General features: G+C 68.4%; 14 protein-coding genes. 8 read left to right on the plus strand and 6 right to left on the minus strand.

All coding sequences use genetic code 11. The features are described from left to right. Positions 1 to 45: 45 nt before the first annotated feature. On the minus strand, positions 46 to 906 hold the full coding sequence (gene efeU, locus H9I38_RS06105; RefSeq protein ID WP_226337870.1) for an iron uptake transporter permease EfeU: 861 nt from the start codon (positions 904 to 906) through the stop codon (positions 46 to 48). A 372-nt stretch (positions 907 to 1,278) separates the two neighbouring features. Between efeU and H9I38_RS06110 the strand changes: the two genes are divergently transcribed. From H9I38_RS06110 to H9I38_RS06125, 4 genes are read left to right on the plus strand one after another with little or no spacing between them, the layout of a single operon-like run. Beyond that, the gene (locus tag H9I38_RS06110; RefSeq protein ID WP_226337871.1) at positions 1,279 to 2,259 is read left to right on the plus strand and encodes an ABC transporter permease; all 981 of its coding nucleotides are present in this window, start codon (positions 1,279 to 1,281) and stop codon (positions 2,257 to 2,259) included. A gap of 1 nt (position 2,260) precedes the next feature. Next, positions 2,261 to 3,244, plus strand: a complete 984-nt coding sequence (locus tag H9I38_RS06115; RefSeq protein ID WP_226337872.1) for an ABC transporter permease — start codon at positions 2,261 to 2,263, stop codon at positions 3,242 to 3,244. After that, positions 3,241 to 5,475 (plus strand): ABC transporter ATP-binding protein, encoded by a 2,235-nt coding sequence (locus H9I38_RS06120; protein WP_226337873.1) that lies wholly within the window; start codon positions 3,241 to 3,243, stop codon positions 5,473 to 5,475. The genes H9I38_RS06115 and H9I38_RS06120 overlap by 4 nt, the downstream gene beginning before the upstream one ends. 20 nt (positions 5,476 to 5,495) lie before the next feature. Next, positions 5,496 to 7,214, plus strand: a complete 1,719-nt coding sequence (locus tag H9I38_RS06125; RefSeq protein ID WP_226337874.1) for an ABC transporter family substrate-binding protein — start codon at positions 5,496 to 5,498, stop codon at positions 7,212 to 7,214. A gap of 154 nt (positions 7,215 to 7,368) precedes the next feature. On the opposite strand, the gene htpX is transcribed toward H9I38_RS06125, so the two are convergent. Together htpX and H9I38_RS06135 are read right to left on the minus strand one after the other, a co-directional pair. Next, positions 7,369 to 8,262 carry a zinc metalloprotease HtpX gene (gene htpX / locus H9I38_RS06130; RefSeq protein WP_226337875.1) on the minus strand — a complete coding sequence of 298 codons (894 nt, stop codon included), beginning with the start codon at positions 8,260 to 8,262 and terminating at the stop codon, positions 7,369 to 7,371. A gap of 172 nt (positions 8,263 to 8,434) precedes the next feature. Continuing rightward, positions 8,435 to 9,214, minus strand: a complete 780-nt coding sequence (locus H9I38_RS06135) for a type 1 glutamine amidotransferase domain-containing protein (RefSeq protein WP_226337876.1) — start codon at positions 9,212 to 9,214, stop codon at positions 8,435 to 8,437. A gap of 165 nt (positions 9,215 to 9,379) precedes the next feature. Here H9I38_RS06135 and H9I38_RS06140 point away from each other — a divergent pair, with 165 nt between their 5' ends. Then, entirely contained in the window at positions 9,380 to 9,919 is a 540-nt protein-coding gene (locus H9I38_RS06140) for a Fur family transcriptional regulator (RefSeq protein WP_226337877.1), read from the plus strand. Then, a complete protein-coding gene (locus tag H9I38_RS06145; protein ID WP_226337878.1) occupies positions 9,912 to 11,357 on the plus strand; it encodes a catalase in 1,446 nt (481 codons plus the stop codon). The genes H9I38_RS06140 and H9I38_RS06145 overlap by 8 nt, the downstream gene beginning before the upstream one ends. A gap of 277 nt (positions 11,358 to 11,634) precedes the next feature. On the opposite strand, the gene H9I38_RS06150 is transcribed toward H9I38_RS06145, so the two are convergent. Both H9I38_RS06150 and H9I38_RS06155 read right to left on the minus strand, forming a co-directional pair. Beyond that, entirely contained in the window at positions 11,635 to 12,321 is a 687-nt protein-coding gene (locus tag H9I38_RS06150) for a TetR/AcrR family transcriptional regulator (RefSeq protein WP_226337879.1), read from the minus strand. A 327-nt stretch (positions 12,322 to 12,648) separates the two neighbouring features. Further along, positions 12,649 to 14,487 (minus strand): sigma-70 family RNA polymerase sigma factor, encoded by a 1,839-nt coding sequence (locus tag H9I38_RS06155; RefSeq protein ID WP_226337944.1) that lies wholly within the window; start codon positions 14,485 to 14,487, stop codon positions 12,649 to 12,651. Between the two features lie 158 nt (positions 14,488 to 14,645). On the opposite strand from H9I38_RS06155, the gene H9I38_RS06160 reads away from it, so the two are divergent. Next, a complete protein-coding gene (locus tag H9I38_RS06160) occupies positions 14,646 to 15,368 on the plus strand; it encodes a hypothetical protein (RefSeq protein WP_226337880.1) in 723 nt (240 codons plus the stop codon). A gap of 70 nt (positions 15,369 to 15,438) precedes the next feature. Here H9I38_RS06160 and H9I38_RS06165 read toward each other — a convergent pair whose 3' ends face one another. Next, complete coding sequence (locus H9I38_RS06165) at positions 15,439 to 16,836, minus strand: FAD-dependent oxidoreductase (protein WP_226337881.1); 1,398 nt, start codon at positions 16,834 to 16,836, stop codon at positions 15,439 to 15,441. Between the two features lie 130 nt (positions 16,837 to 16,966). Between H9I38_RS06165 and rarD the strand changes: the two genes are divergently transcribed. Continuing rightward, positions 16,967 to 17,980 (plus strand): EamA family transporter RarD, encoded by a 1,014-nt coding sequence (gene rarD / locus H9I38_RS06170; RefSeq protein WP_226337882.1) that lies wholly within the window; start codon positions 16,967 to 16,969, stop codon positions 17,978 to 17,980. The last annotated feature ends 8 nt before the right edge of the window (positions 17,981 to 17,988 follow it).

Here is a 17,988-nt window from a genome sequence, read left to right on the forward strand (position 1 = left end):
GTGGGGCCTGGCGGGGTACAGGCGGGGAGCGGAGGGCGGCCTGCGTTAGGCCGCGGCCTGCGGAGCGGGCTGCGAGGAGGGGGCCGGGGCAACGGGCGCACTCGCCGTGCGGATGGCGCGGGCGTAGAGCACGACGACGGGCACCGTGTACGCCCACCACGCGATCGCCTCGAGCCACGTGGTCTGCGGCGAGAAGTTGAAGATCCCCTTGAGCAGCGTGCCGTGCCAGCTTCCCGGCGGGACGGCGGCGGAGACGTCGAACGCCAGGGCGTGGAGGCCGGGAAGGACGCCTGCCTCCTGGAGGTCGTGCACCCCGTAGGAGAGCACCCCGGCCGCGACGAGGATGAGCGCGAACCCGGTGACCGAGAAGAAGCGCCCGAGGTTCACCTTGAGCATGCCGCGGTGCAGGAGGAACCCGAGCACCACGGCAACGGCGATCCCCGCCAGCGCTGCCAGCAGCGGCGAGCCGGACTGGCCGCCCTGCGCCTGGGCGGCGGCCCAGAGGAAGAGGGCCGTCTCCAGCCCCTCGCGGCCCACGGCCAGGGCCGCGACGAGGACGAGCGCTCCCCCGCCGGCGGCCACGGCGGTGTCCACGCGGCCCCGCAGGTCCGCCCCGAGGGAGCGGGCCGAGCGCGCCATGAAGAACACCATCCACGTGACGAAGCCGACGGCGATGATCGAGAGGCCGCCGCCGATGAGCTCCTGGGCCTCGAAGGTCAGACCGCGCGGGCCGAAGGTCAGAAGTGCCCCGAAGGCGGCCGAGACTCCGACGGCGGCGGCGATGCCCGCCCACATGAACGGAAGGCGGTCCCGCCGGCCGATCTTGATGAGGTACGCCATGAGCAGCACGACGACGAGGACGGCCTCCAGGCCTTCACGGAGTCCGACGAGGAAATTGGCGGTCACGGTGGGCTTCCTTGCAGGGGTGAGAGGGAGCAGGCCTGGAGTGATAAGGCAAGGCAGGCCTGACTGAGGTAAACCTTAGCCGAATCCGGCCCATTTACGAAATGCGCACGTTCCCTAATAGCAAGGGTTCCGACGTGAAGAACTGTGACGCCCCGGTCTCGTTTCTATAACGATCATGCTAGGAACCCTTGGCAGTCTCTTGCGATTGACCTTGCCCAATACCGGAGAATGTCCCGGCGCCCGCCTCAATCGTGTCGGAATGTGACGTTCCAGCCCCTGCAGCGCCGTCCTGCACGCACCTGCCCGAGACCTACTCTCTCTGAAAACAAAGAGACGCCCTGCGGGGCCCGGACACCGGAGACAAGCGGGGCGATGCTCAAATACCTGGCCAAGCGTGCGGCCGTCTACGCGGTGCTCATCATCGTCACGACGTCGATCGCGTACTTCCTCGCCTCGTCCTTCTTCCGCCCCGGAGAGCTCCTCGAGCAGCAGACGCCCCGGCCCACGAAGGAGCAGATCGACAACTCCCTCCGCGTCATCGGCCTCGACCCCCAGCTGAGCGCCTGGGAGCGCTACGTGCAGTGGATCAGCAACATCGTCTTCCACTGGGACTGGGGGCGGACGCCTGAAGGCGGATTCGTCAACCACGAGTTCGGCATCCGCGTGTGGGTCTCGGCCCGTCTGTTCTTCGCGACCACGCTTCTCAGCCTCGTCATCGGCGTGGCGTTCGGCGTCTACTCCGGCATCAAGCAGTACTCGTTCGGCGACCGCCTGCTCACCGGGTACAGCTACTGGATCTTCATCCTGCCCTCGCCCATCGCCTACCTCCTCATCCAGTTCGCCTTCGTGGACCTCAACCAGAGCCTCGGGGAACAGGTCTTCTTCGTCACCGGCTCCTCGAGCGTGGACGTCGAGGGATTCTGGAACGTCATCCTCGACCAGCTGAGGCACTACTTCGTCCCCACCTTCGCGATGACGGTCATGGCGTGGGCCGGCTACCAGGTCAGCATGCGGCAGTTCCTCCTCGACAACGTCAACGCGGACTACGTGCGCACCGCCCGCGCCACCGGGCTCACGCGGGGGCAGGCCATCTCCAAGCACGCCCTGCGCGTCTCGGCCATCCCCGTGGCCCAGTCCGTGGCCTACGTCATCCCCGGGATCTTCACCGGCAGCTTCTTCGCGGAGGCCATCTTCAACTGGCCGGGTGTGGGCCTGTGGGCGCTGCAAGCGCTCTACCACCAGGACATCAACTCGATGACAGCCCTCACGGCCTTCGGGTCCTGTCTGACGGCGGTCAGCTTCATCCTGGCCGACTTCGTCACCGTGCTCGTCGACCCCCGCGTGAGGATCTAACGTGAACAGCGCTCAGACCGAATCCGCCCGGCAGGACGCCGGCGTGCTCAGCAAGCGCGCCATCCTGGCCCGCCGCTTCCTCCGCAACATCCCGGCCGTCGTCGGACTCTTCGTCTTGCTCCTCGTGGTGCTCTTCGCCGCGTTCGGGCACCTGCTCACGCCGTGGGGCCAGCAGGAGCTCGACTTCGCGAACACGGGCGCCGCTCCCGGGGAGGGCGACCATCTCCTCGGCACAGACCTCGCCGGCGCGGACATGCTCGCCCAGCTCGTGGCGGGCAGCCGGGTCTCGCTCATCCTGGGCGCCGGGGTGGGCATCACCACCGCCTTGATGGCCGCCGTCTACGGATGCCTCATCGCCTTCAACCAGGGCCGCTGGCAGGAGAAGGCCCTCCTCTTCTTCCTCGAGCTCATGATCCTCATGCCGTCCTTCCTCATGGTGGCCATCTTGACCAACGGCAAGGGCGGCAACTGGGTGGTCCTCATGGTGATGCTCATCATCTTCGGCTGGATGGGCGGCGCTCGCCTCGTCCGCTCGCTGACCTCCTCGCTCATCGACCGGGAGTTCGTCAAAGCAGCCCGCTACATGGGGGTCTCCCCCTTCAGGATCATCACGCGCCACCTCATGCCGAACATCGCGAGCCAGCTCGTCCTCTCCATCACCACGGGCATCTGGTCCGCGATCCTGGCCGAGGTCGGCTTCTCCTTCCTGGGCATCGGGGTCAAGATCCCCGACACCTCGCTCGGCCTGCTCATGAGCCGCGCCGCGGACTCGTACCACGCGTATCCCTGGCTGTTCTGGGAGCCGGTCGTCATGCTCCTGCTCATCACCGGCCCGCTCGCTCTCATCAACGACGGTCTGCGCGACGCCTTCGACCCGACCTCTCGCGCCGGAGGCTCGACCCGCAAGCAGGCCAAGCTCCTGCGACGGAACAGCCCGAAGGCCCAGACCGCTCCGACACAGACGAAGGGAACGGCGACGTCGTGAACGCATCCGCCACCGCTCAAGACAGCGCCGCAGGCTCTCGGGCCTCCTCAGACGAGCCTCTGGTCTCCGTGCGGGACCTCAACGTGCGCTTTGCCACCGAGGACGGCGTGGTGCACGCCGTCCGCGGCATCGACTTCGACCTCGAGCCGGGCAAAGTCCTCGGCATCGTCGGTGAGTCCGGCTCCGGCAAGTCCGTGACGAGCCTCGCCGTCATGGGTCTGCTCACCGAGAACGCGGACGTGCGCGGCTCGATCCGGCTCGGCGGCCGCGAGCTCGTGGGGCTCAGCGACAAGGAGATGTCGCGCCTCCGCGGCAAAGACATCGCCATGGTCTTCCAGGATCCTCTCTCCTCGCTCACCCCGGTCCTGACGATCGGCCAGCAGCTCACCGACGCGATCCGCATCCACAACCGGGACTGGCCGAAATCCCGAGTCCACGAGCGGGCCGTCGAGCTCCTCACGCTCGTGGGCATCCCCTCCCCCGAGCAGCGCCTCAAGGCCTTCCCCCACGAGTTCTCCGGGGGCATGCGCCAGAGGGTCATGATCGCCATCGCGATCGCCAACAACCCCAAGGTCCTCATCTGCGACGAGCCGACGACGGCGCTCGACGTCACCATCCAGGCCCAGGTCCTCGAAGTCCTCAAGGTCGCCCAGCGCGAGACCGGCGCCGCCGTCATCATGATCACCCACGACCTCGGCGTCATCGCCGGCTTCGCGGACGAGGTGCTCGTCATGTACGCCGGCAAGGCGATCGAGACCGGAACCGTGGACGAGGTCTTCTACGACGCTCGGATGCCGTACACGATGGGCCTGCTCGCCTCGATTCCCCGCGTGGACCGGAGCGAGGACCGAGCGCTCATCCCCATCCACGGGACGCCGCCCAATCTGCTCCATCCCCCGACAGGCTGCTCCTTCGCCCCGCGCTGCCCGCTCGTCTCGGAGGAATGCCGGAAGGGCGAACCCCCTCTGCTGCAGATCGGGCCGCGCCCCGTCTCAGGCGCCGATGCGCCGGCAGGGGCTGACGAGACCGACAACGCCTGCTCCCGGGCGCTGGAGCGCACCACAGCCCACGCCTCCGCCTGCCTCAAGGCAGACGACCTCGTCGGCCTCGACGCGTACAGCGTGTACCACGCCCCGGAGATCGCCGAGTCCCCGTTGGCCGCGGTCGAGCGGTCCGAGCGGGCTGCGGTGCTCGAGCTCATCGACGTGAAGAAGCACTTCCCGCTCACCAAAGGCGCCCTGGTCAAAAAACGCATCGGCACCGTCAAAGCCGTCGACGGCCTCACCCTCGACATCCGCGAAGGAGAGTGCCTCTCCATCGTCGGCGAATCCGGATCCGGCAAAACCACCACCCTGCTCGAGATCATGGAATTCGCCCACACCACCGACGGCGAAATCCGCATCAACGGCCACAGCACCCGCGACAAAGCCAACACCACCGGCACCGCCAACCGCCGCATCCGCTCCGACCTGCAAATGGTCTTCCAAGACCCCTCCGGAGCCCTGGACCCCCGCTTCACCGTCTACGAGATCCTCGCCGAACCCCTCCAACAGTTCGGCCACCCCAAAGACCAGATCGAAACCCGCATCCGCGAACTGATGAAAACCGTCGGACTGCAGCCCGACCACGTCAACCGCTTCCCCTCCCAGTTCTCCGGAGGACAACGCCAGCGCATCGGCATCGCCCGCGCCCTGGCCTCGAACCCCAAACTCGTCGTCCTCGACGAACCCGTCTCCGCCCTGGACGTCTCCGTCCAAGCCGGCGTGATCAACCTCTTGGCCAGCCTGCGCGCCGAACTCGGCCTGTCCTACCTGCTCGTGGCCCACGACCTGTCCGTCGTACGCCACATCAGCGACCGCGTCGCGGTCATGTACCTGGGCAAGATCGTCGAGATCGGCACCAGCGACGAGGTCTTCGACCACCCCCGCCACCCCTACACCCAGGCTTTGCTCTCGGCCATCCCGATCCCGGACCCGAAAGCAGAGCGGGCACGACAGCGCATCATCCTCACCGGAGACCTGCCGAGCCCGTTGGACGCACCCGAAGGCTGCAACTTCGCCAGTCGCTGCCCCGTCTTCGCGCTGCTTCCCGAAGAGAAGAAGGACACCTGCCGCACCACCGTCCCGCCCCTGCAGCCCGACGGAACCGGCCAGTCCTTCGCCTGCTTCTACCCGGCCGACGCCGGGGAGATCGCACACTCACACTCCTTCATGACGTCCCCGGCGTCATAGAGAAAGGCACCACCATGAACATGGGCTCCAAGGCATTCGCCTCCCGCACGATGAAGGTCTCCGCCGTCGCTCTCGCATCGGCGCTCGCGCTCTCCGCCTGCGGCGGAGGGGGCAAGGGCTCGGGCCCCGAGGCCGGCAAGGAGGGCTCGACGAAGACGGCCACCAATCCCCAGGATGTGAGCAAGCTCGAGAAGGGCGGCACCCTCCAGCTCGCCGTCTCCGGCATCGGCCCGGACTTCAACCGCTTCTCCGCGAACGGCAACAGCGCGGACACCGCGGACATGCTCTCGCCGATGTACCAGGCCTCGGTCTTCAACTACAAGGCCGACGGCACGCCGGTGCTCAACAAGGACTTCATGGAGGACGCCAAGTCCGAGACGAAGAACGGGCAGCAGGTCATCAAGTACACCTTCAACCCGAAGGCGAAGTGGAACGACGGCACGCCGTTCGACTACAAGACGCTCAAGAACATGGCCGAGGTCCTCTCGGGCAAGAACCCCGAGTACGCCGTGGTCACCACGGCCGGGTATGAGGACATCGAGAAGGTCGAGCAGGGCTCCAAGCCCAACGAGGCGATCGTGACCATGAAGAAGGGCCACGACTTCTACCCGTGGGAGGACCTCTTCTCCGACGGCTCGGGCGAGGGCATGTTCCACCCGGCCATCAACTCCCCGGAGATCTTCAACAAGGGCTTCTCCAAGCTGCACCCCGAGTGGATGGCAGGCCCCTACAAGCTCGAGAAGTACGACGAGGCGGCCAAGAACGTCTCCATGGTGCCGAACGACAAGTGGTGGGGCGAGAAGCCGATCCTCAACAAGATCATCTTCCGCGCCATGGAGTCCACGGCGACGATCGCGGCCTTCAAGAACGGCGAGGTGGACACGGTCAACGTGGCCAACGAGAGCCGCTACAAGCAGGCCAAGGGCGCCGCCAACTCGGAGGAGCGCCGAGGACAGCGCCTCTCCGTGTTCGGCGTGGTCTTCAACGCGAAGTCCGACTCCCCGGCCAAGGACCTCGCGGTCCGCAAGGCGATCTGGCAGGCGACGGACCGCAAGGCCATGAGGGACGTCCGCTTCAAGGGCCTCAACTGGGACGAGACCCAGCCGGGCTCCTGGATGTCCATGCCCTTCTCCCCGCTGTACGAGGACAACATGCCCGTCAAGTACAACGCGGAGGAGGCCGGCAAGACCCTCGAGGCCGCCGGCTACAAGAAGGGCTCGGACGGCTTCTACGCCAAGAACGGCAAGAAGCTGACGGTCACGCTCACGGACTTCGGCCAGGGCGATCCGATGACGGCCGCGCTGGACCAGACGCTGCAGGCGCAGATGAAGGCGGCCGGCATCGACATGAAGCTCGACGTCCGCGGTGACAACCAGTTCAACGACACCATGGGCAAGAAGAACTTCCAGATGATCTTCATGGGCTACACCGTGGGATCGGACCCGACCAGCGCGCCGAAGCAGTACTACAAGTCCGGCGGCGAGAACATCTCCGGCACCGGCACCGCCGAGGTGGACAAGATGATCAAGGAGCAGAAGCTCGTCCCGGACGCGAAGGAGCGCGCGAAGTCCGCCAACGCGATCGAGAAGAAGGCCATGGAGCAGTACGGCATGCTCCCGATGTGGAACGGCCCGATCATCGGCCTGTACCGCAAGGGACTCGCCAACTTCGGCCCGCACCTCTACGAGTCGATCGACTGGACCAAGGTCGGCTTCGAGCAGGGCTCGACTCACAAGTAGGCGAGCGCAGGGCTCGAGATGACGACGGCGGCCAGCGCCGCCTGACGCCGAGAGGCCCGGATCCCCTGGACAGGGGGTCCGGGCCTCTCGTGCGCGGGGTGGAGGCGGGCGCCGTCGTCGTCCTCGGGGAACGGCCGAGGCACGGAGAGCGCGCCTAGAAGAATCCGACCTCGCTGCGGCCCTGGCCGCCGGCCATCTGCTCGAGGCGGGCGATGCGCTGGGCGGTGGGCGGGTGCGTGGAGAAGACGTTCGCGAGCCGCTCGCCGCGGAAGGGGTTGGCGATCATCATGTGCGCAGTGCTCTGCAGCCGCGTGTCCTCCGGGTTCATGGGATACCGGGAGATGCCCGTCTCCAGCTTGCTGAGCGCCGAGGCGAGGGCCAGAGGGTCCCCGGTGAGCTGGGATCCGTCCTCGTCTGCGTCGAACTCGCGGGTGCGGGAGATGGACATCTGGATGACGGTCGCCGCGAGCGGGGCGAGGAGGCTGACGGCGATGAGGGCGATCGGGTTGGCGCGGTTCTCCCGGCTCCCGCCGCCGAAGAACATGAGGAAGTGCGCCACGGAGGTGATGACGCCGCCGACGGCGGCCGCGACGGAGCTCGTCAGGATGTCCCGGTTGTAGACGTGCATGAGCTCGTGGCCGAGGACGCCGCGCAGCTCCCGCTCGTCGAGCAGGCGCAGGATGCCCTCCGTGCAGCACACGGCGGCGTGCTGGGGGTCGCGACCCGTGGCGAAGGCGTTGGGCGTCTCGGTGGGCGCCACGAAGATCCGCGGCATCGGCTGGCGGGCCCGGGCCGAGAGCTCCTCCACGATCCGGTAGAGCTGCGGGGCCTGCTGCGGCGAGACCGGGTACGCCCGCATGGAGCGGATGGCGATCTTGTCCGAGTTCCAGTACCCGTACGCGGTCATGGCGAGGCCGACGAGGGCGAACCCGAAGATGAAGACCGGCCGGCCCGTGGAGCTCGCGATGAGCGCTCCGATGAGCAGCAGGAGCGCGAACATCCCGCCGAGCAGGGCCGCCGTCTTCAGGCCGTTGTGGTGCTGGTGCATGCCCCCCATTGTCCCCGCCCTGCCTGAAACGGGGCTGGGCGGGGGCTTGATCCGAATCCGGCCTCGTTTGTCCCCGCTCCCGCTTGTATCCGGCCTCGTTTGTTGCGACTTGGAGGAATGCGACGGGCTATTCCTCCAAGTCGCAACAGATGAGCGGACAGGCCGGAGCGGGCTAGTGCTCGCCCGACTCCTTCTCGGCCTCCTCGGCAGCCTTGGCCGCGTCGTGCTCCGCGCGCAGGGCCTCGGACTCGGCCTGCTCCGCCTTCTTCTCGCGGCGGACGGCCACGGTGATGAGCTTGACCATCTCCTTGGCCACTCCCCCGGCCGAGGCGGGGTTCTGGCCGGTGACGAGGCGCTCGTCGACGACGACGTTCTCCTCGAAGTCCTCGCCCTCCTTGAACTCGGCGCCGTCCTCCTCGACCTTGGTCTGGAGGGCGAACGGCACGGCGTCCTCCTTCTTGACGGCCTTCTCCTCCGCGTTGGTGAAGGAGGTGGCCTTCTTGCCCTCGAGGATGCGCAGCCCGTTCTCGAGCTCGACCCCAATGAGGCCGGCCGGCCCGTGGCAGACGGCGCCGACGACTCCGCCGTCGTCGTACACGCTCGCCACGACCTTGTGCAGATCCGCGTTGTCCGCGAAGTCCCACATGGTGCCGTGGCCGCCGACGAGGTAGACCGCGTCGTACTGGTCCGGGTCGATCACGCTGATCTTGGGGGTGTTGTAGAGGGAGGCCTTGACGACCTCGTCCTCGAGGTACTCCTTGGAGAGCGGGTCCGACTCGTCCACGCCGTCCTGGGGAGGCTGTCCGCCGTCGATCGAGGCGAAGTCGACGAAGTAGCCGGCGTCCTTGAAGACCTTCCACGGGTGCGCGGCCTCGCCGACGAAGTAGCCGGTCTTCTCGCCGGTGTCGCCGAGGTCCTCGTGGCTCGTCAGAACAAGCAGAACCTTCTTCATGATGCGGTGCCTCCTTCAACAGGCGGTGTCTGTCCCCACACCGTAGGCACGCGTTCCTGAAGGTTTCCATACAGAACCCGGCGTGTCGGCGCCGAGTCGTGAAGGTAAGGCGAGGCTCTATTGTGAGTCATTCAGAAATAAGGAACAGTAGGAGACATGGATCGCATGACGCAGGACACACGTGCAGAGGCCGTCGCGCCTCCGCACCGCAGTGGCCGGCCTCATTCCGAGACCCGCCCCGAGGGCGCGCTGAGCCGCGACGCATGGGGAGCGCACCTGCGCTCCCGCGGCCTCAGGGTCACGCAGCAGCGGCTCGCCGTCCTCACGGCCCTCCACGAGCAGGGGCACCTGCTCGCAGACGAGGTGTCCCGGGCGGTCCGCACCGGCGGGGGCCGGGCGGCGGACATGTCCCTGCAGTCCGTCTACGTGGTCCTCGGGGACCTCGAGCGGACGGGACTGGTCCGCAAGGTGGACCTCGGCACCGGCGGCGCGCTCTTCGAGACGCGGGTCGGCGACAACCACCATCATGCGATCTGCCGCGTCTGCGGCTTTGTGGAAGACGTGCCCTGCGCCGTCGGCCGCACACCATGCCTCGACCCGGGAGCGACGAGCATCCGGGTCGACACCGCGGAAGTCGTCTTCCGGGGTGTGTGCAGCACCTGCGCTGCATCGGATTCCAACAACCTTGGAGTGAAGAATGACTGAATCGAAGTTCCCATCGACCACCGAGTTCGGCGCGCCTGCCGGCTCGGACCGCAACTCGCTGTCCGTGGGCCCCAACGGCCTCATCCCGCTGCACGACGTGCACCTGGTGGAGTCGCTGGCTCACTTCAACCGCATGAACGTCCCGGAGCGCCGTCCGCACGCGAAGGGCTCGGGCGCCTTCGGCACGTTCGAGGTGACGAACGACGTCTCGAAGTACACGAAGGCCTCGCTCTTCCAGCCGGGCTCCAAGGTGGACATGCTCGCCCGCTTCTCCACGGTGGCCGGCGAGCTCGGCTCCCCTGACACGTGGCGCGACGTCCGCGGCTTCTCGCTCAAGTTCTACACGGACGAGGGCAACTACGACATGGTCGGCAACAACACGCCGGTCTTCTTCGTCCGCGACCCCATGAAGTTCCCGCACTTCATCCGTTCCCAGAAGCGCCTTCCGGACTCCGGTCTGCGCGACGCGGACATGCAGTGGGACTTCTGGACGCAGAACCCCGAGACGGCCCACCAGGTCACCTACCTCATGGGCAGCCGCGGCATCCCGAAGACCTGGCGCCACATGCACGGCTTCAGCTCCCACACCTACATGTGGATCAACGAGGCCGGCGAGCGCTACTGGGTGAAGTACCACTTCCTCACCAACCAGGGCATCGAGAACCTCTCGGCGGACGAGGCTGAGCGGCTCGCCGGCGCGGACGCGGAGTACCACCGCCGGGACCTCTTCGAGGCCATCGAGCGCGGCGACTTCCCGTCCTGGACCCTCAAGGTGCAGATCATGCCCTTCGAGGACGCCAAGACGTACCGCTTCAACCCGTTCGACCTCACGAAGACGTGGTCCCAGAAGGACTACCCGCTCATCGAGGTCGGCACGATGACGCTCAACAAGAACCCGAAGAACCACTTCTCGCAGATCGAGCAGGCGGCCTTCGCTCCGAGCAACCTCGTGCCGGGCATCGGCATCTCGCCGGACAAGATGCTCCTCGGCCGCGTGTTCGCCTACGCGGACGCGCACCGCTACCGCATCGGCACGAACTTCGCGCAGCTGCCGGTCAACCGCCCGATCGTCCCGGTCAACACCTACAACTCCGAGGGCAACATGACGTTCGAGGACTCGGGCGACGCTCCGGTGTACGCCCCGAACTCCCTCGGCCGCCCGTACTCGGACGAGACCGGCGTGGTGGACAACAGCTGGGAGTCCGACGGCGAGATCGTCCGCTCCAGCTACGAGCTCCACGCTGAGGACGACGACTTCGGCCAGCCGGGCACCCTCTACCGCGAGGTGTTCTCCGACGCCGAGCGCGAGGAGTTCCTCGAGACCCTGACGGGCCAGCTCTCGAGCATCAAGCGGGATCACATCCGCGAGAACGCGATCGAGTACTGGACCAACGTGGACGCCGACCTCGGCGCCAAGCTGCGGGCCAACCTCAAGTAGCCCTCGGCTCCGCCGGACCCCGGCGGAACGCGCAGAGAGCGGCCGCTCGCCTCACGGCGGGCGGCCGCTCTTCTCTGTCTGCGACGAGCGCGACGGCGCCCGAGCCCGCGCGAACGCGCAGCGGGGTCCGGGCAGGGCCCGTGCGGGCGCGCAGCGGGGTCCAGGCAGGGCCCGGGAACGCGCTCGGGGCCGCCTTCCTGCGCGGAAGACGGCCCCGAGCACACGGGTCAGCGCCAAAACCCCTCTCCGGAGACGGCAGCGTCTCCGGCGCGCCGGTTCAGCGGGCGGGGTTCGGGCGGTTCTTGACGGCGACAGCCTGAGCCTCGAGCTCGAGCTTCACCTTGGTCTTGAGGGCGTCCTTGGCCTTGACGCCGTTCTCCTCCGCCGCGCGCTCGAGCGCCGTGCGGAAGCTCTTGAGAGCGAACTCGATCTCCTCGGCCGCCACGTCCTCATCCCCGTTGAGGACGAAGTCGAACCGGATGCCGGTGATCTCCGAGACGAACCCGCGGGCGATGGACGTGGCCGCCTTCTTCTTCAGGCCCACACCCGTGAGGTACGTGATGACGAGGTCCGTCCACAGCCGGTTGTACGTGGAGAGCGCGTTCTTCGGGTTCTCCGCGACGACGTCCATGGTGGCCGACTCCATCTGGAGCCGGAGCAGGTGACGGTTCTCCTCCGTCATGAGCTGGCGCAGGGTGCGCGAGGTGTTCTCCTCGAACACCTCGAAGTCCTGCTCCATGACCTCCGGGAGGTCATTGAACATCACCCGGTAGTCCACCTCGCGGACGATGTCGTTGATGAGGGCCTCGCGGTTGCCGAACTGGTACACGAGGACGTAAGAGCTGACGCCGAGCGCGTCAGCGAGCGTGCGGAACGTCACCGAGGCGAGCGTCCGCGTGCGCAGGTACTCGAGAATCTCCTCCAGCAGCTGCTGCTTCCGATCAAGAGCTTTTGGTCTACCCATGCTGTAGACAATATGAGATTTTGCAACAAAATGTCACATCTAGGACACGTTCTCTGTGAATTCGTGAAAACGATTGGTTTGACCCCTGAGCCGTGGTACAAGCTGGGGAGCTCTGGAGCCGGCACCGTGCCCAAATAGGCCCAGATGGAAGCGCTTTCGCCCTCGCCTCCCGGGAAGCCGATCCCCAGGCCGGCGAGTGTTCAAGGCGTTTGTTTGTGACACCCGCCAGACGCGTCTGCTCGGCGGCCAGAGGCTTTCCCGAGGGGTGGGCGCGACGCCTTCTCACACCCCCGCAGACGGGGGCACAAAGACGGAACAGAACCGGGATCAGCGGCTCCCGGCGGTCCCGCCGGAAGGCCGGATCCAGCCCCGGGACGGGTCCCAGTGAGGCGCCGCGGGGCGATCAGGCCGCGTTGAGCTGAACGGCGCCCTGCCCGGGGTGCCCGGACGCGTACGGGACGGAGCCCAGGACGCGGGATTCGAGGGAGCAGTGCCCGAAGGCAGCGAGTCCGAGGGGCCAGTGGCCGGGGGAAGCGACTCCGAGGGGGCAGGGGCCGAAGCTGAAGGAGCCGACGGCGACGCACTCGCGGGGGCCGTGCCGGAAGGAAGAGGGCTGGAGGACGCCGGAGCCGACGGAGGCGGACCGTTTCCATTCGAGTCCGAGTTCCCCTGGTTCTGGTTCCCGGTGTCGCCGTCATCGGTGCGGCCGCCGCCCGGCTTCGGCGTCTCCGAGCCGCTGGGGCGGGGGCCCGTGGGGCCTGAGGCCGACGGCGACGGCTTGGGCGATTCGCTCGACGACGGGGTCGGGACGTGCGACGGCGCGGGGGCCGCTGGACTCGTCGAGGAGTGAGTCGGAGCGCTCGGGGCCTGAGGCGGCTCCGACTCCGGGCTTTGCTGGCCGGCAGGGACAGCCGGGGCCTCCGGCGCGGCCGGGCGCTGAGTCAGACCGGCGGGCAGGCTCCACGGCGCCGACTGCGGCGCGGCGCCCTGCACAGCAGGCACGGGGGCCGCGGCCTGCGGCGAGCTCGGCGCCTCGGGAGCAGCCGCGGGAAGGGCGGGCGCCTGAGCGGCGCCGGCGGCGCGTGACGGAGCTGCAGCGCCGGGGGTCTTCGGCGACGCCGAGGAGCGGGGCGCTGCGGAGGCAGCCGAACCCGAGGACGGGGCGCCCGCCGCAGCCGCCGGGGCGGAGGCCGCTGCCGAGGGAGCCGACGGGGCGGAGGGCTTGGACGCGGGCCACAGGACGGCCGTCCCGGCCACAGCGAGCACGCCCGTGCCCGCGGCCGCCACGAGGGCCGGGCGCGGCACGGCCTTCCACCAGGGAACGTGGGAGAGCGCCGCGCCGGAGCCGGCGACGGTGCCGGTGACTCCGACGCCGACGAGCGGGGCGAACGAGGCGGCGACGCCGATGTAGAGAGGCAGGACGACGGCTCGCATCGACGAGCCCACGTCCTCGAGCTGGCCGATGAGCGCCGAGCAGCGCCCGCAGGACTCGAGATGGTCCGAGACCTTGGTCCGGTTGCGCGCGCTCAGGCCGTCACGCACGTAGGCGCCGAGCATGGAGGCGATGGGCGCGCACGCGTCGTCGTCGTCGACAAGATGGACGTGCTCCTGCACGTACGCGTTCCGGAGGCCCTCCCTGGCCCGCACGAGGAGCGCCGAGACGCCGTTCGGCGAGAGGCCGAGGAGCGGGGCGATGGCGGAGGGGGCCATCTCGTCCACGGACGAGTACCAGAGCACGGCCTGCCAGCGCTCGGGCAGCGAGCGGAAGGCCCGGGAGACCACGCCCGACTCGAACTTGGACATGACGGGGTCCACGTAGCGCTCCGAGGGGTCGTCGAAGAGCTCGGGCTCGTCCGTCAGCGCAGTCTGGGCCGCCTTGTCATTCTGGGCGAAGGCGAGGCGCGAGACCGTGGTGCAGACGTAGGCGCGGAAGAAGGAGTGCGGGCCCCCGCCGTTCTTGAGGAGCTCGAAGACCTTGGCGAACGCCTCGGACGTGAGGTCCTCCGCATCCGAGACGTTGCGCACATGGCGCCGCGCCACGGACTGCACGGCCGCGGCGTGACGGGCGTAGAGGACCTCGAACGCGTCCGTGTCCCCGACGCGGCAGGCTGCGATGAGCTCGGCGTCGGCACGCCCGTCATCAACAGCGAGTGCGGTGGTCTGCATGGTCACGAGGGACTCCAGGGGATCGGGATGGGGTGGCGAGCGTGCATCACGGACGTGCGGCACGCGCGCTGCAGACCCATTCTATAATTCTCAGTGGCATCTCCGCCTCCCAAAGGGCCTCCCCCGCCCCGCCTGTCCCCGCAGAACCGAGTTTCACCATGCCCCATGACGCCGAGTCCCTGATTGAGCGCTGGCAGTCCGTCTCGCTCGAGCGCGAGTGGCGCATGCCCGCCGACTGGCCGTGTGCCTCGGCCCGGGCCGTGGCAGACGTGGTCGCGGACGGAGGGAACGCGGCCGTGCCGCTCGAGGAGCTCGCCCGCTGGCGTGCGCTCCAGGGCGTGGGCATCGCGGAGGCCCTCTCCGACCTCTTCGCGCTCTTCGACGCCGCGGACTCGCCCTTCAGCTCGGCCGAGCGCCGCCGCCTGACGCAGGCGTACTCGGACGCCTGGGCGGACGAGAGCTTCGGGTTCGCCCCCACCGTCTCCTGCACGGACCCCGTCACCGGACTGGCCACGGCCGCTCACTTCACGCGGTGCCTCCACGACCTCTACGAGGACGTCTCGGAGAAGCCGGACCAGGAGCGGCTTCTCGCCTCGATCCGGATGGGCTTCGACCGCCTCACCACGCAGGAGCTTCAGCGGCGTGGTGCCCTGACGGGGACGAAGGCCCGCTCCTGCCTGGGCCCGCTCGGGGCGCTCATGACGCTCAAGAACGGGACGCTCGTGGCCGTCCTGCGCCGCTCGCCGGCGGCGTTCGAGCGGCTGCGGGACCTCCTCGGCTGGGCGCGGACGAACAGCCCCGATCCGGAGCGTGTGGGGCTCGACCTCGAGCCGCTCCCCCGCCGCCAGAGCCAGGTCCACCGGCTGCTGTCCGAGGTCTGACCCCGGCCCCCACCGGCCCCGCGGGGGCGGCGGCCGAAGCGCCGGGGCAGCGGCGCAGAGACGCCGGGACTTACGAGGTGGAGATCGAGACCATCTCGTCCCGGTCCACGACCTTGACGCGTTCACGCTCCACGGGCCACTCGCCCTCCGTGCCGAGCGCCTTCTCATGGGCGTCCAGCTTCTGCCAGCCCTCCCAGGTGGTGAAGGCGATGCCCCGCTCGCGGAGGGCGGCCACGATGGCGTCCTCCTCCGGCTTCTCCGCCGTGTAGAGCGCGTCCGCGTCCTCGAGCAGCATGCCCACGGTCTCCGAGGCGTCCGACTTGGTGTGGCCGATGAGGCCGACCGGGCCGCGCTTGATCCAGCCCGTGGCGTAGACGCCGGGGACCGGCTCGCCTGCGGCGTCGAGCACATGGCCGCCGTCGTTCGGGAGGACGCCGCGGCGGGAGTCGAACTCCAGGCCGTCCACCTCGGAGCCGAAGTAGCCCACGGCCCGGTAGACCGCCTGGAGCGGGTACTCCACGGTCTCCCCGGTGCTGCGCACGTTGCCCGTGCCGTCCAGCTCCTGGCGCTCGAAGGCCATGCCGCGCACCTTGCCGGACTCGTCCGTCAGGATCTCCTTCGGCGAGTGCAGGAAGTGCAGGTGGAGGCGGCGGGACGCGCCCGAGTCCTGGTCCTCGACGAGCCAGTTGGTCAGCGTGTTGACCATCGTCTTGACCTGGTTGTTCGTCTTGATGGCCTCGTCCGAGGCGTCGTCGAACTCGAAGTCCTCCTCGTAGAGAACGATGTCCACGTCCCGCGAGTGCGAGAGCTCGCGCAGCTCGAGCGGCGTGAACTTCACCTGGGCCGGGCCGCGGCGGCCGAAGACGTGCACGTCCGTGACCTGCGAGGACTTCAGGCCCTCGTAGACGTTCGCGGGGATCTCCGTGGTGAGGAGGTCGTCCGCGTGCTTGGAGAGGACGCGGGCGACGTCGAGGGCCACGTTGCCGTTGCCGATGACGGCGACCTCCTTGGCGGAGAGGTCCCACGTGCGCTCCACGTCCGGGTGGCCGTCATACCAGGAGACGAAGTCCGCGCCGCCGAACGAGCCCTCTGCGTCAATGCCCGGGATGTCCAGGTCGGCGTCCTTGACCGCTCCCGTGGCGAAGATCACTGCGTCGTAATAGGTCTTGAAGAAGGCGAGGTCCGCGTCCGCGCCGAAGTCCACGTTGCCGAAGAAGCGGATCTCGCTGCGCTCCATGACCTTGTGGAGGGCGTTGACGATGCCCTTGATGCGAGGATGGTCCGGGGCCACGCCGTAGCGGATGAGGCCCCAGGGGGCGGGGTAGCGGTCGAAGACGTCCACCGTCACGGGCCGCTCTCCCGAGGAGACCTCCTTGGATTTCAGGAGCAGATCCGCGGCATACACGCCCGCCGGGCCAGCGCCGATGACGGCGACGCGAAGAGGACGGATGGCCGTGGAGTCAGACACAGGAAATACCTCTGAAATCGAGAACGTTGGTCAGTGTGACAGGCGCGGCGGCCCGGACGGCCGAGCGCGAGCGCGCCAACTGCTCATTCTAGCGACCCCCGCTGAATAACGACACACAGGAGGGCCCTTTTTGGCTGAGTACCCTGCGAACCACGCCCCGGCCAGCGCCGAGGGGAGCTCCTCCCCTCCTGCGGCAGCGGGCGCGGAGAGCTCGGCCGAGAAGCGCGGCGTCCTCTACGGACTGGGCGCCTACACGCTGTGGGGCGCCATGCCCCTCTACTTCGCCCTCCTGCCTCCCGCGAAGGGCGTGGAGGTCGTGGCCTCGCGCGTCCTCTTCTCCCTGGTGTTCTGCGCGATCCTCATCGCCGTGATCCGGGGCTGGAGCCAGATCCGCTACGTCACCGCGAGCCGGGCGAGCATGGTGCGGCTCTTCATCGCGAGCCTGCTCATCGCGGCCAACTGGCTCACGTACGTGTTCGCCGTCCTCAGCCACCGCGCCCTCGAGGCGGCCCTCGGGTACTTCATCAACCCGATCGTCCCCGTGCTGCTCGGCGTCTTCATCCTCAAGGAGCGCCTCCGCCGGGCCCAGTGGATCTCGATCGCGCTCGGGGCGCTCGCCGTCGTCGTCCTCACGATCGGCTACGGGCGGCTCCCGTGGATCTCGCTGCTCCTGGCCCTGACGTTCGGCCTGTACGGCTTCGCGAAGAAGGGCCTGCGGAAGGGGACGACGGCGGCCGCGTCCCTCACCCTCGAGACGGTCTTCCTGGCGCCGTTCGCCGCGGTGGCGCTCGTGCTGCCGATGCTCGGGATCGGCACCGCGGTGCTCGGCGAGCCGACGCTCTTCCGGTTCGGCGCGGGGCACTTCTGGGCGATGGCCGCGAGCGGGATCGTGACGGCGGTGCCCCTCATCCTGTTCGGGGCGGCTGCGTCGCGCCTTCCGCTCAGCCTCATCGGCATGCTCCAGTACGTGGCGCCGATCCTGCAGTTCCTCACGGCCCTGCTTGTGTTCCACGAGGAGATGTCGGGGTTCCGGTGGGTCGGGTTCGGGCTCATCTGGGCCGCGCTGGCCGTGCTCACCGTGGACGCCGTCCACCATGCGAACCGCTTCCGCAGGGCGAGGAGGGCCGGCCTCATCCAGGGCTGACGCCGCGA

The sequence above is a fragment of the Arthrobacter sp. UM1 genome, from assembly GCF_020483305.1.
In the GTDB taxonomy this organism is placed as follows: domain Bacteria; phylum Actinomycetota; class Actinomycetes; order Actinomycetales; family Micrococcaceae; genus Falsarthrobacter.